Source organism: Halorubellus amylolyticus, assembly GCF_034808145.1.
In the GTDB taxonomy this organism is placed as follows: domain Archaea; phylum Halobacteriota; class Halobacteria; order Halobacteriales; family Natrialbaceae; genus Halorubellus.
Genome location: NZ_JAXHGM010000001.1, coordinates 531,704 through 552,196, shown reverse-complemented (window position 1 = coordinate 552,196; position 20,493 = coordinate 531,704). Strand labels below are relative to the sequence as shown.

Here is a 20,493-nt window from a genome sequence, read left to right as displayed (position 1 = left end):
CGCGTGCCGAGCGGTCACTCGAGCGCTTCGGGTGGGTCGGGGAGGCGTCCGATATCGTCGGGGTCGTGGTGGACGTAGACGTCGGCGTCGTGCGTGCGTTCGCGGTGCTTGACCTCGCGGATGGAGTCGACGCTCGCCTCGAGGCTCCACGCGAACGACGCCGCGAGTTCCTCGTCGTACCCCTGGCGGTGGTTCGCGGCGTCCGCGGCGAGGACGACCGTGCCGGCGTCGGGGAGTTCCAGCTGGAGACTCTGGTGACCGGGGCTGTGCCCGGGCGTCGGGAACGCGACGACGCTGCCGTCGCCGAAGACGTCGTACTCGCCGTCTATCGGGGTGACGTCCGCGTCGAGTCGCCGGAGCGGGAGGAGGTCGCCGGTGAGGTAGAACAGCCGCTGGACGCCGTCGGGCGCCCACGCGTACCGGAGTTCGTCCTTCTGTACGACGATCTCGCAGCCGGCGTCGACGAACAGGTCGAGGTTCCCCGCGTGGTCGGTGTGGAGGTGACTCATCACGACGACGTCGATATCTTCCGGACTGTATCCGACGTCTTCGAGGAGGTGTTCGACACGTTGGGATTCGTCCATCTCGATGGCGTCGACGAACTCCGCCATGTGCGGGGCGCCGTCCGGCCCGTACTCGGTGGGGGCCGTCGTCATCTCGTAGGACAGGCCGGTGTCGAACAGGACGGTGCCCTCGGGGTGCTCGACGAGGTACACCGGGCACGTGCCGGCGTACGGTTCGCCGAGGTTCGTCATCTGTACGGCCATCGAGAAGTCGAACGTCCAGTGCCCCGTGTTCAGCGTGTACAGGCGGTCTGCGTTCACGTGTCGGCATAGGGTCGCCGCCGGCTTAAGTTGGGCCAATGCCACGACGGCGCCGTCGTGGAGGAGGCGCAGGGCCGCCGCGGTCGTCGACGGGTCGCACGGCCGCCGCGACGAGCGACACCGGGGCTACAGCTGTCGGGTGTACCGGACGCTCCGGCCGCTGGTCGCGTCCTCGGCGAAGCCGAGTTCGTCGTAGACGTGGCGGGCGCGGTAGTTCGAGCACGCGACGGTCAGCCAGACGTCGGTGACGTCGAGCGACCGCGCGTGGTCGAACGTCGCTTCGAGCAGGGCGGTGCCGACGCCGGCGTTCTGGTAGTCCTGGTGGACGAACACGCCGAGTTCGTGCCCGCCGGCGTCGTCGCCGACGAGGACGGCGTGCCCGACGACCGCGTCGTCGTGGACCGCGAGCACGGAGCGTTCGTCGAGGACGACCGACAGCCACTCGGTGCGGGCGGTGTCGGTCGACGGTGGAAGCCCCTGGGCGCGATGCGCTGGCGCGAAGTCGGCGTACATCGCGGTGACGTCGCCGTAGCGCTCGGGCCGGTAGCGCTCGAAGACGACGGGACGGTCGGCGTCGTCGACGAACCGGTCGAGCACCGCGTCGTCCGCGCGGTGGTCGTCGCCGGAAGCGTCCGCGCTGTGTTCGTCGACAGGGCCGCGCTCGCTGTGGTCGTCGGCGGGAGCGTCGTCGCCGCGGACCGGGCGGTGGATGGGTTCGCTCGACACGGTCACGCGTCCCTGACGAACGTCACCGGGCACGGTGCGTTCAGCATGACGTGCTGTGCGGTGCTCCCAAACACGACCTTCCCCGTGGGGGTGCGGTTGCGTCCGCCGACGAGCACGCGCTTCGCGTCCACGGCCTCGGCGGCGGCGACGATCTCGCCGGCGACGTCGTCGCCGACGCGTGCGTCCACGTCCATTGTCGTTCCCCAGGCGCGTAGCGGCTCCTCGAGTCGGCCGACGACGTCGCGGACGGGCGCGACGCGTCCGACGAGTTCGTCGGGCGCGGGGCGTTCGTCCTCGTGGTAGTTCAGTCGGTCGCGGACGTCCGCGTACCGCGCTTCGGTGAAGACGTGGAGGACGCGGACGGTGGTCTCCATCATCCCGGCGACCTCGGCGGCGGTGGTCGCGAGCGTCTCGACGCGCTCCGCGTCGGAGTACCCGACGGGGAGCAGGACGGTCTCGTGGTGGTCGCGACGTGCACGGACGTCGTTCGCGACGCCGAGGTCCGGCCCTACCGCGGTCGGCTCGCGCGCTGATTCGGTCATCCGCGGGCCGCCTCGTCCGGTTCGGTCGGTGGTCCATCGATGCGTGGGTTCATCCTGCTGACTGCTCGCTCGCGGACACGGATAACGGCTGCCCATAACCACACCACCAGAGGATTATACACCTAGAACAAGACGTCCGAGGAGAGAGAGCAAAACGTTCGTCCAAAATTGACCAGTTCCGGTAGCAGTTCGTCCGTTTCCTGGCCGTCGTTCAGTCGTTGCGCTTGCGGTCGAGGTACGCGAGGACGCCGCGGACGTTCATCGCAGTCTCCGCGCTGGCCTTCCGCTCGCCCCAGACGTCATCCATCTCGGTGGTCTCGACGAAGTGCTCGACGACCGCGTCGTCGTCCGCGAGCTCCTGCTGGGCGCGTTCGACGGCGGCGACCCAGTCCGTGAGCCGGGCCTCGTAGCGTTCGAGGTGGTCGTCGGTCGGTTGCGCGCCGAAGTGCGCGTACAGGAGCGTGCTCGGGTCGAGGCCCGCGATGGTCTCGACGTCCCGGAGCGCCTGCTCGAGGTCGAACTGCGGCGGCGGCGTCGTCTCGCGGACCTCGTCGATGGCGGGGACGTAGATGCCGGCGGCGTCGGCGGTGAACACCGCGTCGTTCGCGGGGTCGTGGAAGACGTGCTGGTGGGGCGCGTGCCCGGGGGCGTGATGGGCGTGGAGTTCGTGGTCGCCGAGGTCGAGGACGTCGCCGTCCGCGAGCTCTCGAATCCGGTCCTCGGGGACGGGTTCGGGTTCGGTGTAGAACTCGAACTGGTCGCCGACCGCCTGCTTCGTGCCCGCCCAGAGCCGCGAGGGGTCGACGAGGTGGCGCGCGCCGTTCTCGTGGACCGCGACGGTCGCGTTCTCGCAGGCGTCGGCGAGGAAGCCGGCGCCGCCGGCGTGGTCGAGGTGGACGTGCGTCGGGACGACGTACGCGACGTCCTCGGGGTCGACGTCGGCGTACTCGAGGAGGTCGAGGACGCGGTCGTAGTGCGTGCCGATGCCGGTGTCGACGAGCGCCGGTTCCTCGGCGTCGAGCAGGTAGACGGCGCCGTACGCGTCCACGTCGTACATCCCGGTGTCGACGTGGTAGAGGTCCGTGCACTCCCCCGTCGTGACTTCGGTGACGTCGCCTCGGGTCATACAGGAAGCGGGCGGGGACGGGGCAAAAGTCGGTCGGTCCCGGCGAACGCACCGGGAGCGTGACGCCGTCGCTCGTGGGGGCGTGGTACCAAAGGGGAAACATCGGGGAGCGTGTGCACCCCGTATGCACCCAGAACAGGGAGGGGGAGATACATAAAGGCCAGCCTACCGGAGTGAAAGTATAACCGCAGGACTTGATGGGGTTCGAGTCGGTGTCTGACGCCAGTTCGACGTCCGTCTGCCGCGCCGGTTCCGGCTGGACGAGCGCGGTCACCGGGGGGTGACGGCGACGTCGTTCGCGGCGACGTATCGACGGACGCGCGCCGCGAGGGAACCGTCGCCCGGCCACGCGACCGGCTCGTCGACGGCGAGGCGGTCGGCGTCACCGACGTACACGGCGGTACCGGCGTCGACACCCGTCGTTGGGACCTCCACGCGGACGTAGAGCCCACGGTCGACGCCCTCGTAGGCGTCCAGCGCGTCGATGGCCGCGGTCTGGAGGAGGCGTCCGTCGACGCGACCGCCGGGGGCGAGCGTCGGATAGCGCCCGTCGACCCGGTGGAGTCCGCGCAGGGTCGCGTCGCCCGCGAACGACCAGTCGTCGTCCGCGCGTCGCTCGCTCGTCGCGCTCCCGAGCACCTCGCTGACGCGGTCGGGGTCGGTGAGCGTCCCGTAGACGAAGACGTACACGGCGCTGACTTCGGGTTCCGCCACCCTGAAACCCGCGCCGGTTCGACTGCTTGGCATGGACTGGCGGCGAACAAGGCGCGTCTGGAAGCGCGTCGCCCGGCTCTCCTGGCCGATCTCCGTCGAGCAGACGGTGCGGACGGCGATGCGGACGACGGACGTGTTCGTCACCGCCGCGTTCTCCCCCGCGGCGGTCGCCGCCATCGGGCTCGCGGACCTCTACGCGCGATTCCCGCTCCGCGTCGGCCTCGGCCTCGGCGGTGGCGCCATCGCACTCTCCAGTCAGGACACCGGCGCCGCGAACGACGCCGAGCGAGACGGTGACGGCGACGCCGACGACGTAGAGGACGACGCGGACGCGGACGGCGATGCTGACGCGGACGGCGACGCTGACGAGAAGGAGGAGAACGCTGACGCTGCCGCGGACGAGGGCGAGTGGGGTGTCGACGCCGACGAGAGCGAGTGGGGCGTGGACGCGGACGAGGGGCAGGACGCGGAGGCCGCGGATGCGGTCACGCAGGCGGCGTTGAACCGCGACGAGGCGGTCACGCAGGCCGTCCTGCTGTCGTTCGTCGCGGGCATCCCGTTCGTGGCGTTCGGCGTCCTGTTCGGTGAGCCCGCGATATCGCTCCTCGGCGCGCCCGACGAGGTGGCGCGGGTCGGCAGCGCGTACCTCGCCATCATCTTCGCCACCGCACCCGCTCGCATCGTCGGCCTCACGGCCGCTCGCGCGCTCCAGGGGACCGGCGACACGCGGACGCCGATGGTCGTGAACGTCGCCGGGAACCTCCTCAACATCGCGGGGTCGCTCGTCCTCGGTCTCGGACTGCTCGGCGTGCCGAGCTATCGCGTCGTCGGCGTCGGCGTGGCGACGGCCGCCGGGAACGTCTTCATCGCGCTCGTCCTCGCCGCCCTCATCGCGTCCTCGTACACCGACGTCGGGTTCGTCCGCCCGCGGTCGACGGTCGTCGGCCGCCAGCTCGTCGCGGTCTCCGCGCCGCGCATCGTCGAAGGGCTGTCGAACACCCTCGCGAACTTCCCGTTCAACGCGCTCCTCCTGTCGTTCGGGACGGACGTGAACGCCGCGTACCAGATCGGTCTCCGCATCTACCAGCAGGTCACCGGCCCGCTCTCGCGCGGGTTCAACGTCGCGGCGAGCGTCGTCGTCGGGCAGGCCCTCGGCGAGGGCGACGCCGCGGCGGCGCGGGAGAACGGGTGGGCGACCGCGGCGCTCGGCCTCGTCACCGTCGGCACCGCGGGCGCGCTCATCTTCGCGTTCGCGCCGACGCTCGTCGGCCTCTTCACGGACGACGCCGGCACGGTTCCGAACGCGATCGGGTTCACGCGGACGTTCGGCGTCGCCGCGCCGTTCCTCGTGACGTTCGTCGTCGTCTCCGGCGCGCTCCAGGGCGCGAGCGATACCCGCACGCCGCTCGTCGCACGGGTCGTCAGCCTCCTCGTGTTCTACCTCGGGTTCTCGTACGTCGCGAGCGTCGAGTTCGGCTGGGGCGTCCCCGGCATCCTCACGGGCGTCGTCCTCCACTACGCGAGCGCCGCGACCATGGTCACGCTCGGGTTCTGGCGCGGCGACTGGGCGAGTCGCGCGAGCGACATGTTGCGCGAACGCGGCAGCGCCAGCGACGACTGACCGAGGCGCTGACCCGCGTTATCCGTTGCTTTCGTCGAAGCGAGTTGTGCACAAGACACTTGTAGTATCTCTCGGAATTCCGTGACGTGCGAACCGAGTACCTCCTCCTCGGCGTGGTCGCGCTCTCGGTCGTCCTCGGCGTCGGCGTCGCCGTGGGCGTCCCCGACGCGCTCGACCCACCAGAGGACACGCCCGACCGCCCCGAGCGGCCCGCGCACGTCGACGTCGTCGAGATGACGATCGCGCCCGGCGCCGTGGGCGGCGAGAACGCCACCCTCCGCGTCCGACCGTTCGTCGCGCAGCGCGGTGGCGCGGCGACGAACGTCACCGTCCTCCTGCGCGCGGTCGACCACGACACGGGGTTCGTCGCGGCGACCCAACGCCTCTCCTACGGGACGCTCGACGGCGACGTCACCCGGACGCGCGAGGGCGCGCTGACGGTCGCTCGCCAGGGCGGCTACGACGTGCAGGCCATCGTGTACGTGAACGGGACGCGCGTCGAGACCGGCACCCGGGCGGTCCGGGGCGTCGGGACGCTCACGCCGGACTACCGCGACACGCCCCTCCAGTTCCAGGAGTTCGACGCCGGGATGCCAGTCATCGAGTACAACATCGAGGCCGTCGAGGACGGCCGGTCGACGCTCGCGGTGTCGACGTACCTGACGAACACCGGCGACCGCGCGGTCGGCGACCTCGAACTCGTCCTGACGGCGCGCCAGAACGGTTCGAACGTCGTCGCGGACCGGACGACCATCCAGGTCGGCGAGGTCGGGAGCGGGAAGACCGTGCAGCCGACGGGCGACCTCGTCGTCCCGGCCGACTACAACTACTACCTGGACGCGGTCCTGTGGCGCGACGGGACGGTCGTCGCGACCGCGCGCTCCACCGCGAACCTCGCGCCCGGGACGGGCCTGGAGGTCGACGACAACACGACCGCCGGCGGCGAGGGGTTCCAGGCGAGCGACTTCGAGGCGACGGAGTCCGGCCGCGAGCAGGGCACCGGGACGCCGCCGACGGAGACGGCGTCCGGCGGTACCGGCGGGTCGCCAGGGTTCGGCGCCGCCGTCGCCGTCGTCGCGCTCGTCGCCGCGGCACTCATCGCGAGGACCAGACCATGACTGACGAGACCACCTCGACGAACGCATCGACGCAGGACCACGACGCCGACGACGGGACCGCCGACGCGGACCGCGACGCCGATGCAGCCGAGCGGCGGGACGCCGACCGTCGAGCTACCGACCGGGAACCTCGCGGCCGCTCCCGCACCGGGTTCTTCGGTGGGGACCTCTACGAGCGCCTCCAGTGGCTGGCGCTCGTCGTGCTCGTGCTCGTCGCCGTCGCGACGCTGTTCTCGTTCTACACGAACGTGACGCGACTCATCTCCATCTGGGCGAGCCGGCGGTACGAGCCGGCGCTTCAGGCGGCGTTCGCGCTCGCGGTGCTCGCGACGTCGCTCGCGGGCATCGTCGCACTGTCCCGGAACCTCCGCTGAGCGCCCCGGGTTTGGGGCAAGGGTCAAAGTCCCTCCCGTCGAACTACCGGGTGATGAGAGCGAAGCGGGAGTTCCGGGACCGCGACGACGTCTCGGTCTCTGTACTCGACGCCCTGGTCGAACGGGGGGAGGAGGGGATGACCGTCTTCGAACTCCGGTCGCACGTCGACGCCGCCATCGACGAGATCGAGCCGGCGTTGACCGAGTTGAAGGACGACGACCTCATCGAGGTCGACCGGTCGGGCGGACAGATGATCCTGAAACCCGATCCGCGCGTCGTCCCGGAGGAACCGGAGGACGACGACCCGTCGCTGTTCGACGCGCTCCGCGACAGACTCCCGTTCTGACGGGGGCGGCGCTGACTCTCGTTCTGAATGGGTCGGTTCGTGTTCGGGCGAGCGACCCGGGACCGTACTGGTTTTGCCGTTCGGGCGTCCACGCCTCCACATGACCATCATCGATGACGTGCACGAGGCCCACGGGGCGACGTTCGTCGAGCGAGGCGGGCGGCGCGTCGTCCGGGATTACGGGCGGCCGGCGCGGACGGCGATGGCGGTGCGGCACGTCGTGGGCGCGTTCGACGCGGCGTACGGCGTGGTGACGGTGTCGGGGAGCGACCGTCGGGCGTTCGTGAACGACGCGGTGACGAACGTCGTGCCGCGCGAGGACGGCGAGGGCGTGTACGCGCTCCTGTTGTCGCCGGAGGGTCGCGTTCGCACGGACATGTACGTCTACGAGGCCGACGGGCGGTTGCTGTGTTTCACGCCGCCGGGGCAGGCCGGGTGGCTCGCCGAGGAGTGGGATTCGCGGACGTTCGTGCAGGACGTGGACGTGGCGCGCGCGAGCGACGAGTTCGCGGTGTTCGGCGTGCACGGCCCGAAGGCGACGGAGAAGGTCGCGAGCGTCCTGAACGGCGCGGGGACGCCCGCGGAGCCGCTGTCGTTCGTCCGCGGGTCGATGGGTGACGCGGGCGTCACCGTGATCCGGAACGACGGGCTCGCGGGCGAGGAGGGCTTCGAGGTCGTCTGCACGGCGAGCGCGGCCGAGCGAGTGTGGGACACGCTCCTGCATCACGGGAACAACGCGACGCCGTTCGGGTACGCGACCTGGGAGACGTTGACGCTCGAAGCCGGAACGCCGTTGTTCCAGACGGAACTGGACGACCGGGTTCCGAACGTCTCCGGCGTCCGGAACGCGGTGGACTACGAGAAGGGCTGTTTCGTCGGGCAGGAGACGGTGGCGCGCGTCGAGAACGTCGGTCGGCCCTCGCGGCGGCTCGTCGGCGTCGAGCTCCCGAGCGTCGAGGCGGCGGGCGTGCTCCCGGGTGCAGGTGCCGCCGTCAGCGTCGACGACGAGGCGGTCGGCGAGGTGACCCGCGCCGCGTGGAGCCCGCACCGCGAGGCCGGGGTGGCCTTCGCGTTCGTTCCCTACGACACCGACGTCGACCGCGTCGAGGTCACCGTTGACGCGGCCGGCGACGACGATGAGGGGGACGAGGAGGACGCGGTCGTCGGCGGCGAGGTCGTCGCGCTCCCGTTCGTCGACGGGAGCGACCGGTCCGCGCGCCGCCCGTCCTACGAGTGACCACGGGTTCGGTCGACGAAACAAGCGACCCGAGAACGAGCGCCGACGCTCGTATCCGTCGTTGTCTGGCGGTTTGAACGGTCAATATCGGTGAGCAAGTTTATCTGTCGCGGCAACCAGTTCTCAGTCATGTCTACCGCCCCCCACTCTCGCCTCTCCACGGGGGTCGAGGGTCTCGACGACGTCCTCGAAGGTGGCCTGGTCCCGAACCGGGCGTATCTCCTGCGCGGCGGCCCCGGGATGGGGAAGACCATCCTCGGCGAGCACTTCCTGACCGCGGACGACGACGCCACCAGCCTGTTCGTCTCCCTCGAGGAGTCCGCGAGGAACCTCGAATCGAACGCGGCGAGCGTCGGCATCGACCTCGCTGACGTCCACGTCGTCGACTACAGTCCCGACGCCACGGAGTTCGGCGACGGCGGCGCGTACGACGTGTTCGCACCCGGTGACCGCGGCGAGTCGCTCTCCGAGCGCATCCGCGACGCCGTCGAGGCGCACGACCCCGACCGCGTGTTCGTCGACCCGTTGTCGCGACTCCGCCAGTTCACGTCCGACGACGCGACGTTCTACGAGGAGGTCGGCGCGTTCACGTCGTACGTCCGGGAGACCGGCGCCACCCTCCTGTTCTCGACGCAACCGACGATGACGTCGCCCGACGAGGAACTCGAGTTCGTCGCCGACGGCAGCATCGAGCTGGCGAGCGAACGCAAGGGGCGGACCGTCAGCGTCCGCAAGCACCGAGGTGCGGCCTTCCAGTCAGGCGCGCACACCGTCACCATCGACGGCGACGGGATGCACGTCTACCCGAAGCTCGTTCCGGACTCGCGGAGCCGCGAGTTCGACGCGGCGATGCAGTCCACGGGCGTCGCGGAGCTCGACCAACTGCTCGGCGGCGGGATTTCCCCCGGCACGGTCACCGTCATCAGCGGCACGACCGGTGTCGGGAAGACGACGACAGCGGCGCAGGTCGCGGTCGCGGCGGCCGAGCGCGGCGACCGCACGGTCGCGTACCTCTTCGAGGAGGCCAGGGACACGTTCGTGCATCGCGCGGACGCCATCGGGATGCCGGTCGCGTCGATGCTCGACGACGACAGGTTCGCGCTCGAGACCGTGGAGGCGCTCGCGGTGTCGCCCGACGAGTTCGCCGCGGGCGTCCGCGAGGAGGTCGAGGAGCGCGGCGCGCGCGTCGTCGTCATCGACGGGATCGCCGGGTACCGGACCGCGATTCGCGGTGCCGACGACGACCTCGTCAGGGAACTGCACGCGCTCTGTCGGTACCTCCGCGGGATGGGCGTCACCGTCCTGCTGACGGACGACGTCCACACCGTCACGGGGGACTTCGAGCCGACGAGCGAACGCATCAGTTACCTCGCCGACAACATCCTCTTCCTCCGGTACCTCGAGCACCGCGGCGAGCTCCGGAAGGCCATCGGCGTACTGAAGAAGCGCTCCAGCGACTTCGAGCGGACGCTGCGGGCGTACGAGATAACGGCGACCGGTATCCGCATCGGCGACCCCCTCAGGGAACTCAGGGGTATCCTGACCGGGACCCCGGACTGGTCGCGCGAAGATGAGTGACCGCTCGAGCGACCGGTCCGCGTCGAACGACCACGAGTCGACCTGGCTGGGGACGGACACGTCGACGGTCGTCGTCGGCGTCGCGGACGCTGGCGTCCGCCGGTCGCTCGAGTCGTGGTTCGACGACGGCGCGTACGACGTGCGGGTGGCGTCGCCCGACGACCTGCCGCCGGACGGCGACCTGTACGTCGTCGACACGGGCGCGCTACGAACCGCCGCACCACAGATAGAGCGCTGGAAGGCGGCGGCGTCGGTGTTCACCCCGTGCCTGCTCGTCGCCGAAGGCTCCCGGAGCGAGCGGATCGCGGCCAGCACGGACGAGGTCCTCGATGCCGTGGACGACGTCCTGGAGACGCCGCTGCGGACGCCGTCGCTCAAACGGCGCGTCGACAGCCTCCTCAGGGCGCGCGTGCTCGCCGCGCAGCTCCAGGAGCGCTCCCGCGAGCACGAGCGCCTCGTCGAGCTGCTCCCCATCGGGTTGTTCGTGCTGGACGACGCCGGAACGGTGACGTACGCGAACGAGCACGCCGGGTCGCTCGTCGGCGTCGACGCCACCGCGGTCTCGGGGACGTCGTTCTCGGCGTTCGTCCGGCCCGCGGACCGGGACGCGCTGGCGTCGGTCCTCTCGCCGGACGGTCCGTCGACGGTCACGGTCCACTTCGAGTGCGAGCACGCCCCGGAGCCGCTCGACCCGGTCGACCGCGTCGTGATGGACGCGTCCGGCGACCGCGTCGTGGAACTCACCGCGGGCATGATGGCGGACGACACGACGCAGGTGCTCGCGCAGGACGTCACCGACCGGGAAGCCCGCGTCGAACGGCTTCACGTGTTCGAGCGAGCGGTCGGGGAAGCCGGGGTCGGCGTCACTATCGCGGACGCGCAGGCCGACGACCTCCCGCTCGTGTACGTCAACGACGCGTTCTGCGCGCTCACCGGCTACGACCAGGAGGCGGTGCTCGGCCGGAACTGCCGGTTCCTCCAGGGCGAGCGCACCGAGCCGGCGGTCGTCGACGAGATCAGAGCGGCGCTCGAGGTGGGAGCGCCGGTGTCGGTGACGATACGGAACTATCGCGCGGACGGCACGCCGTTCTGGAACGGACTCACGATCACGCCCGTCACCGACGCGGACGGCACCGTCACGCACTACCTGGGGTTCCAGCGCGACGTCACGGAGCGCCGCGAACGGATGCGGTTGTTCGAGCACCTGCACGAGGCGACCGAGCGACTGCAGGGCGCGCGGACCCCGACGGCGGTCGCGGAGTCGGCGGTCGAGTCGCTCCGTGACATCCTCGAGCTCGACGTCGTCGTCTGCTGGTTCCCGAACGCGGATCGGACGCGTCTCGAACCGGTCGCGATGGCGGGCGTGGACGAGGGGCTCCCGCTCGAACCCGGGTCGCCGGACTGGACGGCGTTCGTCGACGGGACGAACGTCACCGAGGTCCCGGTCACGGAGCACGGCACCGACGCCGAGCGAGGGTTGCTGTTCTCGCTCGGCGAGCACGGCGTCATCGGTGCCGCCGACCCGGACCGCGAGTACACGCAGGCGGTCCGGGACGCCGGACACGCGTTGGCGGACCACGTCACCGTCGCGCTCGACCGCGCCGAACGCGAGGCCGAGCTCGCGGCGACGACCGCGGACCTCGAGAACACGCTCGAACGCATCAAGGACGGCTTCATCGCGCTCGACACCGACTGCCACATCACGTTCGCCAACCAGCAGGCGGAGTCGCTCCTTCCCTACACTGCCGCGGAACTGCAGGGCAAGAGCCTCTGGGACGCGTTCCCGGACGAGGTCGGCGGGACGTTCTGGACGGAGTACCACGAGGCGGTCGCGACCGGGGAACCTCGGACGTTCCAGATGCACTACGGCGAGCTCGAGCGCTGGTTCGAGATGACGGCGTACCCGAGCGACGACGGCCTGACGCTCTACTTCCGGGACGTCACCCGCGAGCGCGAACGCAAGCGCGAGCTCGAGCGGTACGAGACCATCGTCCAGACCGCCGGCGACCCGATATACACGCTCGACGAGGACGGGTACTTCACGAGCGTGAACGACGCGTTCCTCGCCCTCACCGGGTACGAGCGGGACGACGTCGTCGGCGAGCCCGCACGGATCATCCTCGCGGAGTCCGACATCGAGGCGTGCGAGCGCGCCATCGCCTCGCTCCTCTCGTCGGGGGGACCGGACCGGGAGACGGTCGAGCTCGACGTCGTGACCCGGTACGGCGACCAGCGCCGCTGCGAGATCGCCATCGCGCCGCTCCCCGGCGAGGTCTTCGGTGGGACCGTCGGCGTCATCCGCGACCTCACCGAGTTCAAGGACAACGAGCAGCGGCTCGCGGTCCTCGACCGCGTCCTCCGGCACAACCTCCGGAACAACCTGAACGTCGTCACGGGTCGCACGACCGCGCTCCGGGACCACGACGACGAGAACGTCCGCGAGTCCGTCGAAGCGGTCGAGGAGGCCGCGGCGGACGTCCTCGACATCGCGAACAAGGCGCGAGCGTTCCAGCAGGCGCTGGAGGACGCGCACGCGTCGCGAGAGACCGTCGGTATCTGCGCGGTCGTTCGCGAGGTCGTCGACGACGCCGCGGCGGCGAACGGCGACGCGTCGGTCGCGCGCGAGCTCGACGTCGACCCCTCGCTGCGCGTTCGCGGGAACGAGGCGGTCGAGCTCGCGGTCAGGGAGCTCGTCGAGAACGCCGTCGCGCACAACCCGGACGTGACCCCGTCGGTCCGGGTGACGGTGACGCGAAGCGGCGACGAGGTACGGGTCGTCGTCGCCGACGACGCGCCGCACATCCCCGAGCAGGAGGTCACCGTGCTCGAATCGGACGTGGAGACGCCCCTCGAGCACGCGAGCGGCCTCGGTCTCTGGCTCGTCCGCTGGACCGCGACGACGTTCGGCGGTCGACTCGCGTTCGACACCACGCCGGGCGGGAACCTCGTGACGTTCGCGCTCCCCGTCGTCGAGGACTGACCGAGCGACCGGAGTCGCGCGTCTCCGACCGGCGCGTAGCGGGCCGCGGACGGGGACGGCGCGTGCGGCGGTTCAGACGTCTCGGAGTCGCGCGCTCCCGTCGCCGGCGCGTTCGAGCACCCGGAGCCCGTCCGGCGTCTCCACGGTCATCGCCTCCCCACCCGCGCCGCCGACGTTCTTCCTCGTGACGTCCTCGCAGACGACGTTCCCCTTCCGCGTCACGCGCTCGTGAGGGGTGTGCCCGACGACCTGGTTCGGGGCGTCAGCGGGAAGGTGCTCCCAGCCGAGCCAGAGCGGGCCGGCGTCCCGCCCCTTCGGGTGCGCGCCACCGGCACGCGTCACCCACTCGTCGTCGAACGCGCGCTCGAACGTCCGGTACGCGTCGGCGTCCGTGCCGACGACGTCCGCGACCGACGCCGCGACCGCCTGGAACACGTCGTTCGCGCTCGCCGGGTCGACGCCCTCGACCGCACCCGCGTGACTGTACGTGTACGCGTAGCCGTCGTACGCGACCGCGAGGTCGCCGTCGGCGACCGCGTCGAAGAACGACCGACGGGTCGCGTCGTCGACGCGGTCGCAGTACCAGCCCGGCGACCCGACGCCGCCCGCGAGCACGAACTGCTCGTGGTTCCCGCAGTGATAGCGGACGTGGCCGTCGGGCGCCTCGCCCCGGAGTCGGCGGACCGTCTCGACGACGCGTTCGCTGTCGCCACCGCGGTCGACGAGGTCGCCGTTCGCGACGAGGACGTACTCCCGGCCGTTCCGCCCGCCGGCCCAGTGGAGGTCGCCGTCCGCGTCGCGCTCGACGAGCGGCGCGAACTCGGGGTGGTCGGCGGGGAGCGAGAGCGCGGACGCGAACGACTCGTAGTAGCCGTGGACGTCGGAGAGCGACAGCACCGTCGGCGGGGACGTCTCGTCGTCGACGAGCGCGAGCACGGTGTCTCGCGGTGCGTTCGCGTCCGACGACATCGTCACGACCGCCCGAGCCAGCTCGCGAGGTGCTCGCGCGAGAACACGCTCGTCGGCTTGTCCATGTGCACGCCGATCTCGCCGGAGAACGCCTTCAGGCCGACGCGTTGGACCGGCTCTGGGAGCGAGTACGCTCGCCGGATCGCGTGCCCGAGCCGTATCTCGGTCGCGAGTTCGTCGCGCCACGCCGCCTCGTACGCGCCGAGGGTCCCCGGCCGGTCCGGTTCGATCTCGCGGGCGGCGTGGTCCGCGCTCCGCATCCCGTAGAGGATACCGCCGCCAGTGAACGGCTTCGTCTGCGCGGCCGCGTCACCGATCAGGAACCCGCGGTGACTCGTGACGGTGTCGGGCGGGCCGACCGGGATGAGCCCCGAGCAGCGCTTCGCGACGTCGACGTCGTACCCGCTCGCGCCGACGAGGTCGTCGAACAGTTCGTTCACGTCCGGGCCCGGGGACGCCGCGAGCCCGTACTCGACGCCGGCGTCGCCACGCGGGATGCGCCACGCGAAGAACTCCGGCATCGTCAGGTGGACGTCCACGCGGTCGCCGTGGTCGGCCTCGTCGCTGAACCCGAGCACGCCGTGCAGGAGTTCGCCCGGTTCGGGGAGGCCGAGGTCGCGGCGGACGCGAGAGGTCGGGCCGTCGCAGCCCGCGACCATCTTCGCCTCGACGTCCTCGACGCCGTCGGGGCCGCGGACCGTCACCGTCACCGACTCCGTGGCCTCGTCGACGTTCGTCACGGTGTGCTCCTCGCGGACGTCCGCTCCCGCATCGCGCGCCAGGTCGGCGAGGTGGCGGTCGAGACCGACGCGGTCGATGACGTTCGACACGACCTCGGTCTTGTAGAAGTCCTCGAAGTCGCTCCCCGGTCCCTCGACGTGGAAGCGCGCGCCGTACACCTCGTTCTGCAGGAGCGTCTCGCGAGCGTCCTCGCCAGCGTACGCCCAGATGTCCCCGGAGACGTGCCCCGAACACGCGAGCGGCTCCCCGAGCCGCCCCTGTTCGAGCGCGAGCACGTCGTATCCGGCCTCGGCCGCCCGGCGCGCGAACCGCGCTCCGGCGGGGCCGACGCCGACGACGACGAAATCGTACATGCACGGAGAGAGCGAGGCGAGCGGTAAATTCTTCCCGATTGCACGCGCCGCCGGTCTCCTCGCCGACCGGCTCAGACCGCGACGAGACCGCGCGCCGTCCCGCCGCCCTCGTCGAAGGGAACGTCGACGTCGACGCGCGTCCACGACTCGCCGGCGTCGGTCGTCCGGAACAGGCCGCGGTTCGACGCGGCGTAGCACTCGCCCGCGTCGTCGCCTGCCGCGAGCACGGGTCGGGTCGTGCCCTCCGGGTCCGGGAGGCCGTCCATCGCGCGCTCCCAGGGGTCGTCACCGCGCTTCCGGTACACGTACGATTCGGCGCGGCCCGGCGTGTGCGCGGTTCGCGCTCCCGAAGCCGCACTCACCAGGCGAACCGCGGGGTTCGCAGGGTCGACCGCGACGCTCCAACAGTACCGATGCCCGAGGCCCTCCTGGGGGTGCTCCCACGCGTCCCCGTGACGGGCGCTCTCGGCGTACCCGTCGCCGGCGGCGGCGTACACGCGCCCCGGCGCGTCCGGATGCGTCGCCATCGCGTGCGTGTCCCGGCGCGACCCCGGCGGCCGCTCCACGAACGACGCCGTCCCCTCGTCGACGTCCAGCACGACGAGCGCGCCCGCCTCCACCGCGACCAGCACGCGGCCCTCCCGGCCCGGGTCCGGTTCCAGCCACCGCACGTGATGCGTGTGCGGTCGCGGCGGGAACGCCCACTCGCCGCTCGACGGCAACGCCATCAGTCCCGGAAGGTGCGCGAACGTCTCGCCACCGTCGACCGACCGGTAGACGCGCGACGGTTCCGTCCCCACGAACACGACGTCCGCGTCCCACGGCGCCACCGCGACCGCAGTCACGTGCGACGCGTCCACGCCCGCGCCCGCAACTGCCGCGTCGAGGTCGACGCGCGACCACGACCCGCCACCGTCCGTCGTCCGGAACACCCCCGCCCCCGCCGTCCCGGCGAACGCACGCTCCGGTCGCGCCCGCGACGACGCCACGCACTCCACGCGAACGCCGTCGCCCGCATCACCAACGTCGCTCGAATCGCCCGCGTCGCCCGTCGTGGGCACGAACGTCTCCTCGACCACCGGTGCCGTCGGGTCGACCACCGCCACGCGGCGGTCCGTCGCGACGTACAACATACCCCCACACACGCGTCGCTCCCCGAAAAACGACGTGCCGAAGGTGACCGATCGACGACCGCCGACGAACCACCGACGAACCGCCCGTCAGGGGAGGTCGCCGTTCGCGAGAATCTGCGAGCCCGACCCGTCCGGCGTCGTCCACAGCACGAGCACCTGCTCGTTCTCCCCGAAGTCGCCGCCTCCACCGGTATCCTCGAGCACCCACTCCTCGCCGGGGCGCCACGCGTCGCCGCTCGGCGGCGTCGAGTCCACCCACGACAGCGTCCCCGAGGAGACGTCAGTGCCCGCGTACTGCACCTCGACCCGGTCGAGCTCGACGTCCTCGCCGCCGTCGTGCTCGATGACGAACTGCTCGCTCGCGTCGCCATCCCACTTGTCGTCTCCGCCCTGGTGGGCGTCGTACCGGAACTCGGCGTCCGGAACCGACGTCGTCGTGCTCGCACCCAGCACGAACACGCCGATGACCGCGGCCATCGTGACCGTGATGCCGACCATCAGCACGACGCCGACGACTGGCGATACCGCGTCGTCGTCCGAAAGCAGCGTTCCCAGTTGCATGGTCCATCCCCCGGACGAGCGCCGTCGCCCGTTATGTAACCACGTACACACCAGTTCTTAATATAGTTAATGGAATTGCGAAATTAAGACGGGTTCGAGTATTCGTCGGACACCATTTCAACTACTTGACTTCTCAGCCAGGACATCGAAATCGAAGCCGTGGTCGGCCGTCCCGCCGCCCGACCGAGGATTCGACGAAGGTTCAAGTACGTGAACGAAGCGACGGTCGACGTCCGCCGACCACCACCCCGGCGCGGCCTCGACGGGAGCGCGGCGCACCGCCCGGGCCCGGCGAGCGCCGCCTGAACGCCATACACCGGACAATTGCAGCGATGCAACCGGGGACTGCACCCGCTCCAGCGCCACCGCGTTCGGTGGCTCGGTTCGACGGTCGAGCGATCGCTTCGCGACAGCACGAGCAGATGCCCGGGAGTCGGTCGCGGGCGACGCCGGTCAGTCGTCGGTCGCGGGCGCGGCCTCGGGCTCCTCCTCGGCGTGCTCCATGTCGCGCGTCTCCGGCTCCACGCGCTCGCCGCGCGGTCCCTCCGCGTCCACGGCCGGGAGGAGGTCCCGGAGGTACCGGCCCGTGTGCGACGCGTCCGTCTGCGCCAACGCCTCGGGCGTGCCTTCGGCGACGAGTTCCCCGCCGTGCTCACCGCCTTCCGGCCCCAGGTCGACGACGTGGTCCGCGTTCTTCACGAGGTCGAGCTCGTGCTCGATGACGACGACCGTGTTGTCGTTGTCGACGAGTCGATGCAGGACGTCGATGAGCTTCTTCTCGTCCGCCGAATGCAGGCCCGTCGTCGGCTCGTCCAGTAGGTACAGGGTGTTCCCGGAGTCCTTCTTCCCGAGCTCCTCCGCGAGCTTCACGCGCTGCGCTTCCCCGCCGGAGAGCGTCGTCGACGGCTGCCCGAGCCGCATGTAGCCGAGGCCGACGTCCTTCAGGAGCTTCAGGCGCCGCCGGAGTCTGGAGGACGACTCGAAGAAGTCGTGCGCCTCGTCGACGCTCATGTCGAGGACGTCCGCGATGGTCTTCCCCTTGTAGGTCACGTCGAGCGTCGCGTCGTTGTACCGCGCCCCGTCGCACGCCTCGCAGGGCACGTAGACGTCGCTCAGGAAGTTCATCTCGATTTTCACCGTGCCCTGCCCGCCGCACTCCTCGCAGCGTCCGCCCTTGACGTTGAACGAGAACCGACCCTTCTCGTAGCCGCGTTGCTTCGAGAGCTTCGTCTCCGCGAACAGCTCGCGGATGTAGTCGAACACGCCCGTGTACGTCGCCGGGTTCGACCGCGGCGTCCGCCCGATGGGGCTCTGGTCGATGAGCCGCACCGTCTCGACGTCCTCGATGCCCGAGATGTCGTCGTGCTCGCCGGGGTTCACCGACGTGTTGTCGTTCATGCGACGAGCGAGGCCCTTGTAGAGGACGTCGTGCATGAGCGTCGACTTCCCGGACCCGGAGACGCCCGTGATGGCCGTGAAGCACCCGAGTGGGAGGTCGACGTCGAGGTCCTTCAGGTTGTGCTGGCGTGCGCCCTCGACGGTGAGGTGGCCGTCGGCGCTCCGGCGCTGTGCCGGGACGGGGATCTGTTCGCGGCCGGCGAGGAAGTCGCCTGTCACGGACGCGTCCGTGGAGACGATGTCGTCGTAGTCGCCCTGCGCGACCACCTCGCCACCGCGCTTGCCGGGGCCGGGCCCCATGTCGATGACCTCGTCCGCGCGCCGCATCGTCTCCTCGTCGTGCTCGACGACGATGAGCGTGTTCCCGAGGTCGCGCAGTTCCTCGAGCGTGTTCAGGAGGCGGTCGTTGTCGCGCTGATGCAGGCCGATGCTCGGTTCGTCGAGCACGTACAGCACGCCGACCAGGCCCGACCCAATCTGGGTCGCGAGCCGGATGCGCTGGCTCTCGCCGCCGGAGAGCGTCGCGGCTTCGCGGTCGAGCGTGAGGTACTCGAGGCCGACCTCGGTCATGAACCCGAGGCGGGCGCGAATCTCTTTGAGAATCTCCTTGGCGATCTTCGTCTGGCGCTCGTTCAGGTTCGCCTCCACGCCCTCGAAGTGCTCCAGGGCGTCACCGATGCTGAGACGGTTCACGTCCGCGATGCTCGTGCCGTCGACGAGAACCGCGCGACTCGCGGGCTTCAGTCGCGACCCGTCGCACGCCGGGCACTCGGTGACGCTCATGTAGTCCTCGATGTGGTCGCGGGTCGAGTCCGAGTCCGTCTCCAGGTACCGGCGTTCGAGGTTCGGGATGACGCCCTCGAACCGCTTCTCCTTCCGGCGCGTCCCGTTCTTCGTCCGACGCTTGAACACGACCTCCTCGCTCGTCCCGTAGAGGAACGCCTGCTTCACGTCGTCGTCGAGCTCCTCGAACGGCGTGTCGAGGCTCACGTCGAAGTGCGCGGCGACCGCGTCCAGCCGCGTCTGGTAGTACGACCGGTTGTAGCTCCACGCCTCGAACACGTGCTTGAGCGGCTTCGATTCGTCGACGACGACCCGTGCCTCGCTGACCTCCTTCGTCTCGCCGATGCCCTCGCACTCCGGGCACGCGCCGTGCGGGGAGTTGAACGAGAACGACCGCGTCTCGATTTCGGGGATGTCGATGCCGCAGTGCGTGCACGCGAGCGCTTCGCTCAGTTCGACGACGAGCCGGTCGTCGGTGGTGTCCGCGTCGTCGCCGTCGGCGTCACCGAGCGCACCCGTTGACCGGGCGGCGGACCCGCCGAGGGCTTCCGCGGCGCCTTCGGGCGGGTCGGGGACGACGACCTTCACGACGCCGTCGGCCTCGTCGAGCACCGTCTCGACGGAGTCAGTGATGCGCGGCCGTTCCTCGGTGCTGACCTTGATGCGGTCGACGACGACGTCGATCGTGTGGTCGTAGTTCTCGTCCAGGTCGGGTCGGTCCATCGTGAGGTCGTACGGTTCCCCGTCGACCTCCACCCTGGCGTAGCCCTCGCTCACGAGACGGTCGAACTCGTCCTCGAACGCGCCCTTCTGGTCGCGGACGACGGGCGCGCACAGCTTCGCCTTCGTGCCCTCGGGGAGTTCCGTGATGCGGCTCACCATCTCCTGGGCGCTCTGTTCGCCGACCTCGCGTCCGCACTCGGGACAGTGCGGGGTGCCGACGCGAGCGTACAGCAGTCGCAGGTAGTCGTGGAGTTCCGTGACCGTGCCGACCGTCGACCGTGGGTTGTTCGCCGCGGCCTTCTGGTCGATACTGATCGCTGGCGACAGGCCCTCGACGGTCTCGACCTGGGGTTTGTCCATCTGCCCGAGGAAGTTCCGGGCGTACGCCGACAGCGACTCGATGTAGCGACGCTGGCCTTCGGCGTACACGGTCTCGAACGCGAGCGAGGACTTCCCGGACCCCGAGAGGCCGGTGACGACGTTGAACTTCTCGCGAGGGATCTCGACATCGATGTCCTTGAGGTTGTGTTCTTCCGCGCCGCGGACCTCGATGTACTCCTTTGTCATTGGGGGTAGACAGTGACTGCACCGGTGAAGGGTTGTCGGTTGCGTTCGATACGGTGGGGTTCCGCGTCCGTCCGACCC

At 70.4% G+C, this 20,493-nt stretch carries 17 protein-coding genes; 7 read left to right on the top strand and 10 right to left on the bottom strand.

Annotated elements, in window-relative coordinates:
* Positions 1 to 14 precede the first annotated feature (14 nt).
* From SM754_RS02745 to SM754_RS02725, 5 genes are all read right to left on the bottom strand, one after another.
* Positions 15 to 824: an N-acyl homoserine lactonase family protein gene (locus SM754_RS02745; protein ID WP_323674681.1), complete on the bottom strand. Its 810-nt coding sequence runs from the start codon at positions 822 to 824 to the stop codon at positions 15 to 17.
* A gap of 126 nt (positions 825 to 950) precedes the next feature.
* The gene (locus SM754_RS02740; RefSeq protein ID WP_323674680.1) at positions 951 to 1,556 is read right to left on the bottom strand and encodes a GNAT family N-acetyltransferase; all 606 of its coding nucleotides are present in this window, start codon (positions 1,554 to 1,556) and stop codon (positions 951 to 953) included.
* Positions 1,553 to 2,092, bottom strand: a complete 540-nt coding sequence (locus SM754_RS02735) for a universal stress protein (protein ID WP_323674679.1) — start codon at positions 2,090 to 2,092, stop codon at positions 1,553 to 1,555. Before SM754_RS02735 ends, SM754_RS02740 begins: the two co-directional genes overlap by 4 nt.
* Positions 2,093 to 2,303: 211 nt before the next feature.
* Complete coding sequence (locus SM754_RS02730; protein ID WP_323674678.1) at positions 2,304 to 3,218, bottom strand: MBL fold metallo-hydrolase; 915 nt, start codon at positions 3,216 to 3,218, stop codon at positions 2,304 to 2,306.
* A 270-nt stretch (positions 3,219 to 3,488) separates the two neighbouring features.
* Entirely contained in the window at positions 3,489 to 3,965 is a 477-nt protein-coding gene (locus tag SM754_RS02725; protein WP_323674677.1) for a gamma-glutamylcyclotransferase family protein, read from the bottom strand.
* On the opposite strand from SM754_RS02725, the gene SM754_RS02720 reads away from it, so the two are divergent.
* From SM754_RS02720 to SM754_RS02690, 7 genes are all read left to right on the top strand, one after another.
* Entirely contained in the window at positions 3,964 to 5,553 is a 1,590-nt protein-coding gene (locus SM754_RS02720) for an MATE family efflux transporter (RefSeq protein WP_323674676.1), read from the top strand. The genes SM754_RS02725 and SM754_RS02720 overlap by 2 nt on opposite strands.
* A gap of 86 nt (positions 5,554 to 5,639) precedes the next feature.
* On the top strand, positions 5,640 to 6,671 hold the full coding sequence (locus SM754_RS02715; protein WP_323674675.1) for a DUF7490 domain-containing protein: 1,032 nt from the start codon (positions 5,640 to 5,642) through the stop codon (positions 6,669 to 6,671).
* Positions 6,668 to 7,045, top strand: a complete 378-nt coding sequence (locus tag SM754_RS02710; protein WP_323674674.1) for a DUF8060 family membrane protein — start codon at positions 6,668 to 6,670, stop codon at positions 7,043 to 7,045. Before SM754_RS02715 ends, SM754_RS02710 begins: the two co-directional genes overlap by 4 nt.
* Positions 7,046 to 7,098: 53 nt before the next feature.
* Complete coding sequence (locus SM754_RS02705) at positions 7,099 to 7,392, top strand: DUF6432 family protein (RefSeq protein WP_323674673.1); 294 nt, start codon at positions 7,099 to 7,101, stop codon at positions 7,390 to 7,392.
* Positions 7,393 to 7,492: 100 nt separating this feature from the next.
* Positions 7,493 to 8,629 (top strand): CAF17-like 4Fe-4S cluster assembly/insertion protein YgfZ, encoded by a 1,137-nt coding sequence (gene ygfZ / locus SM754_RS02700; protein ID WP_323674672.1) that lies wholly within the window; start codon positions 7,493 to 7,495, stop codon positions 8,627 to 8,629.
* A 129-nt stretch (positions 8,630 to 8,758) separates the two neighbouring features.
* On the top strand, positions 8,759 to 10,207 hold the full coding sequence (locus SM754_RS02695) for an ATPase domain-containing protein (protein ID WP_323674671.1): 1,449 nt from the start codon (positions 8,759 to 8,761) through the stop codon (positions 10,205 to 10,207).
* A complete protein-coding gene (locus SM754_RS02690; protein ID WP_323674670.1) occupies positions 10,200 to 13,187 on the top strand; it encodes a PAS domain S-box protein in 2,988 nt (995 codons plus the stop codon). The genes SM754_RS02695 and SM754_RS02690 overlap by 8 nt, the downstream gene beginning before the upstream one ends.
* Positions 13,188 to 13,259: 72 nt before the next feature.
* On the opposite strand, the gene SM754_RS02685 is transcribed toward SM754_RS02690, so the two are convergent.
* The 5 genes from SM754_RS02685 to uvrA all read right to left on the bottom strand — a co-directional run bounded on the left by SM754_RS02685 (position 13,260) and on the right by uvrA (position 20,415).
* A complete protein-coding gene (locus SM754_RS02685) occupies positions 13,260 to 14,156 on the bottom strand; it encodes a metallophosphoesterase (protein ID WP_323674669.1) in 897 nt (298 codons plus the stop codon).
* 2 nt (positions 14,157 to 14,158) lie between these two features.
* Entirely contained in the window at positions 14,159 to 15,250 is a 1,092-nt protein-coding gene (locus SM754_RS02680) for a geranylgeranyl reductase family protein (RefSeq protein WP_323674668.1), read from the bottom strand.
* Positions 15,251 to 15,321: 71 nt separating this feature from the next.
* Positions 15,322 to 16,383: a beta propeller repeat protein gene (locus SM754_RS02675; protein ID WP_323674667.1), complete on the bottom strand. Its 1,062-nt coding sequence runs from the start codon at positions 16,381 to 16,383 to the stop codon at positions 15,322 to 15,324.
* An 87-nt stretch (positions 16,384 to 16,470) separates the two neighbouring features.
* Complete coding sequence (locus SM754_RS02670) at positions 16,471 to 16,944, bottom strand: type IV pilin domain-containing protein (protein WP_323674666.1); 474 nt, start codon at positions 16,942 to 16,944, stop codon at positions 16,471 to 16,473.
* Positions 16,945 to 17,397: 453 nt separating this feature from the next.
* On the bottom strand, positions 17,398 to 20,415 hold the full coding sequence (uvrA, locus tag SM754_RS02665) for an excinuclease ABC subunit UvrA (protein ID WP_323674665.1): 3,018 nt from the start codon (positions 20,413 to 20,415) through the stop codon (positions 17,398 to 17,400).
* Between the last annotated feature and the right edge of the window lie 78 nt (positions 20,416 to 20,493).

What these genes read in the sequence shown, in the direction of transcription:
- SM754_RS02735 (WP_323674679.1), bottom strand. Translation starts at nt 2,092, where the DNA reads ATGACCGAATCAGCGCGCGAGCCGACCGCGGTAGGGCCGGACCTCGGC.
- SM754_RS02730 (WP_323674678.1), bottom strand. Translation starts at nt 3,218, where the DNA reads ATGACCCGAGGCGACGTCACCGAAGTCACGACGGGGGAGTGCACGGAC.
- SM754_RS02720 (WP_323674676.1), top strand. Translation starts at nt 3,964, where the DNA reads ATGGACTGGCGGCGAACAAGGCGCGTCTGGAAGCGCGTCGCCCGGCTC.
- SM754_RS02725 (WP_323674677.1), bottom strand. Translation starts at nt 3,965, where the DNA reads ATGCCAAGCAGTCGAACCGGCGCGGGTTTCAGGGTGGCGGAACCCGAA.
- SM754_RS02710 (WP_323674674.1), top strand. Translation starts at nt 6,668, where the DNA reads ATGACTGACGAGACCACCTCGACGAACGCATCGACGCAGGACCACGAC.
- SM754_RS02705 (WP_323674673.1), top strand. Translation starts at nt 7,099, where the DNA reads ATGAGAGCGAAGCGGGAGTTCCGGGACCGCGACGACGTCTCGGTCTCT.
- ygfZ (WP_323674672.1), top strand. Translation starts at nt 7,493, where the DNA reads ATGACCATCATCGATGACGTGCACGAGGCCCACGGGGCGACGTTCGTC.
- SM754_RS02695 (WP_323674671.1), top strand. Translation starts at nt 8,759, where the DNA reads ATGTCTACCGCCCCCCACTCTCGCCTCTCCACGGGGGTCGAGGGTCTC.
- SM754_RS02690 (WP_323674670.1), top strand. Translation starts at nt 10,200, where the DNA reads ATGAGTGACCGCTCGAGCGACCGGTCCGCGTCGAACGACCACGAGTCG.
- SM754_RS02685 (WP_323674669.1), bottom strand. Translation starts at nt 14,156, where the DNA reads ATGTCGTCGGACGCGAACGCACCGCGAGACACCGTGCTCGCGCTCGTC.
- SM754_RS02680 (WP_323674668.1), bottom strand. Translation starts at nt 15,250, where the DNA reads ATGTACGATTTCGTCGTCGTCGGCGTCGGCCCCGCCGGAGCGCGGTTC.
- SM754_RS02675 (WP_323674667.1), bottom strand. Translation starts at nt 16,383, where the DNA reads ATGTTGTACGTCGCGACGGACCGCCGCGTGGCGGTGGTCGACCCGACG.
- SM754_RS02670 (WP_323674666.1), bottom strand. Translation starts at nt 16,944, where the DNA reads ATGCAACTGGGAACGCTGCTTTCGGACGACGACGCGGTATCGCCAGTC.
- uvrA (WP_323674665.1), bottom strand. Translation starts at nt 20,415, where the DNA reads ATGACAAAGGAGTACATCGAGGTCCGCGGCGCGGAAGAACACAACCTC.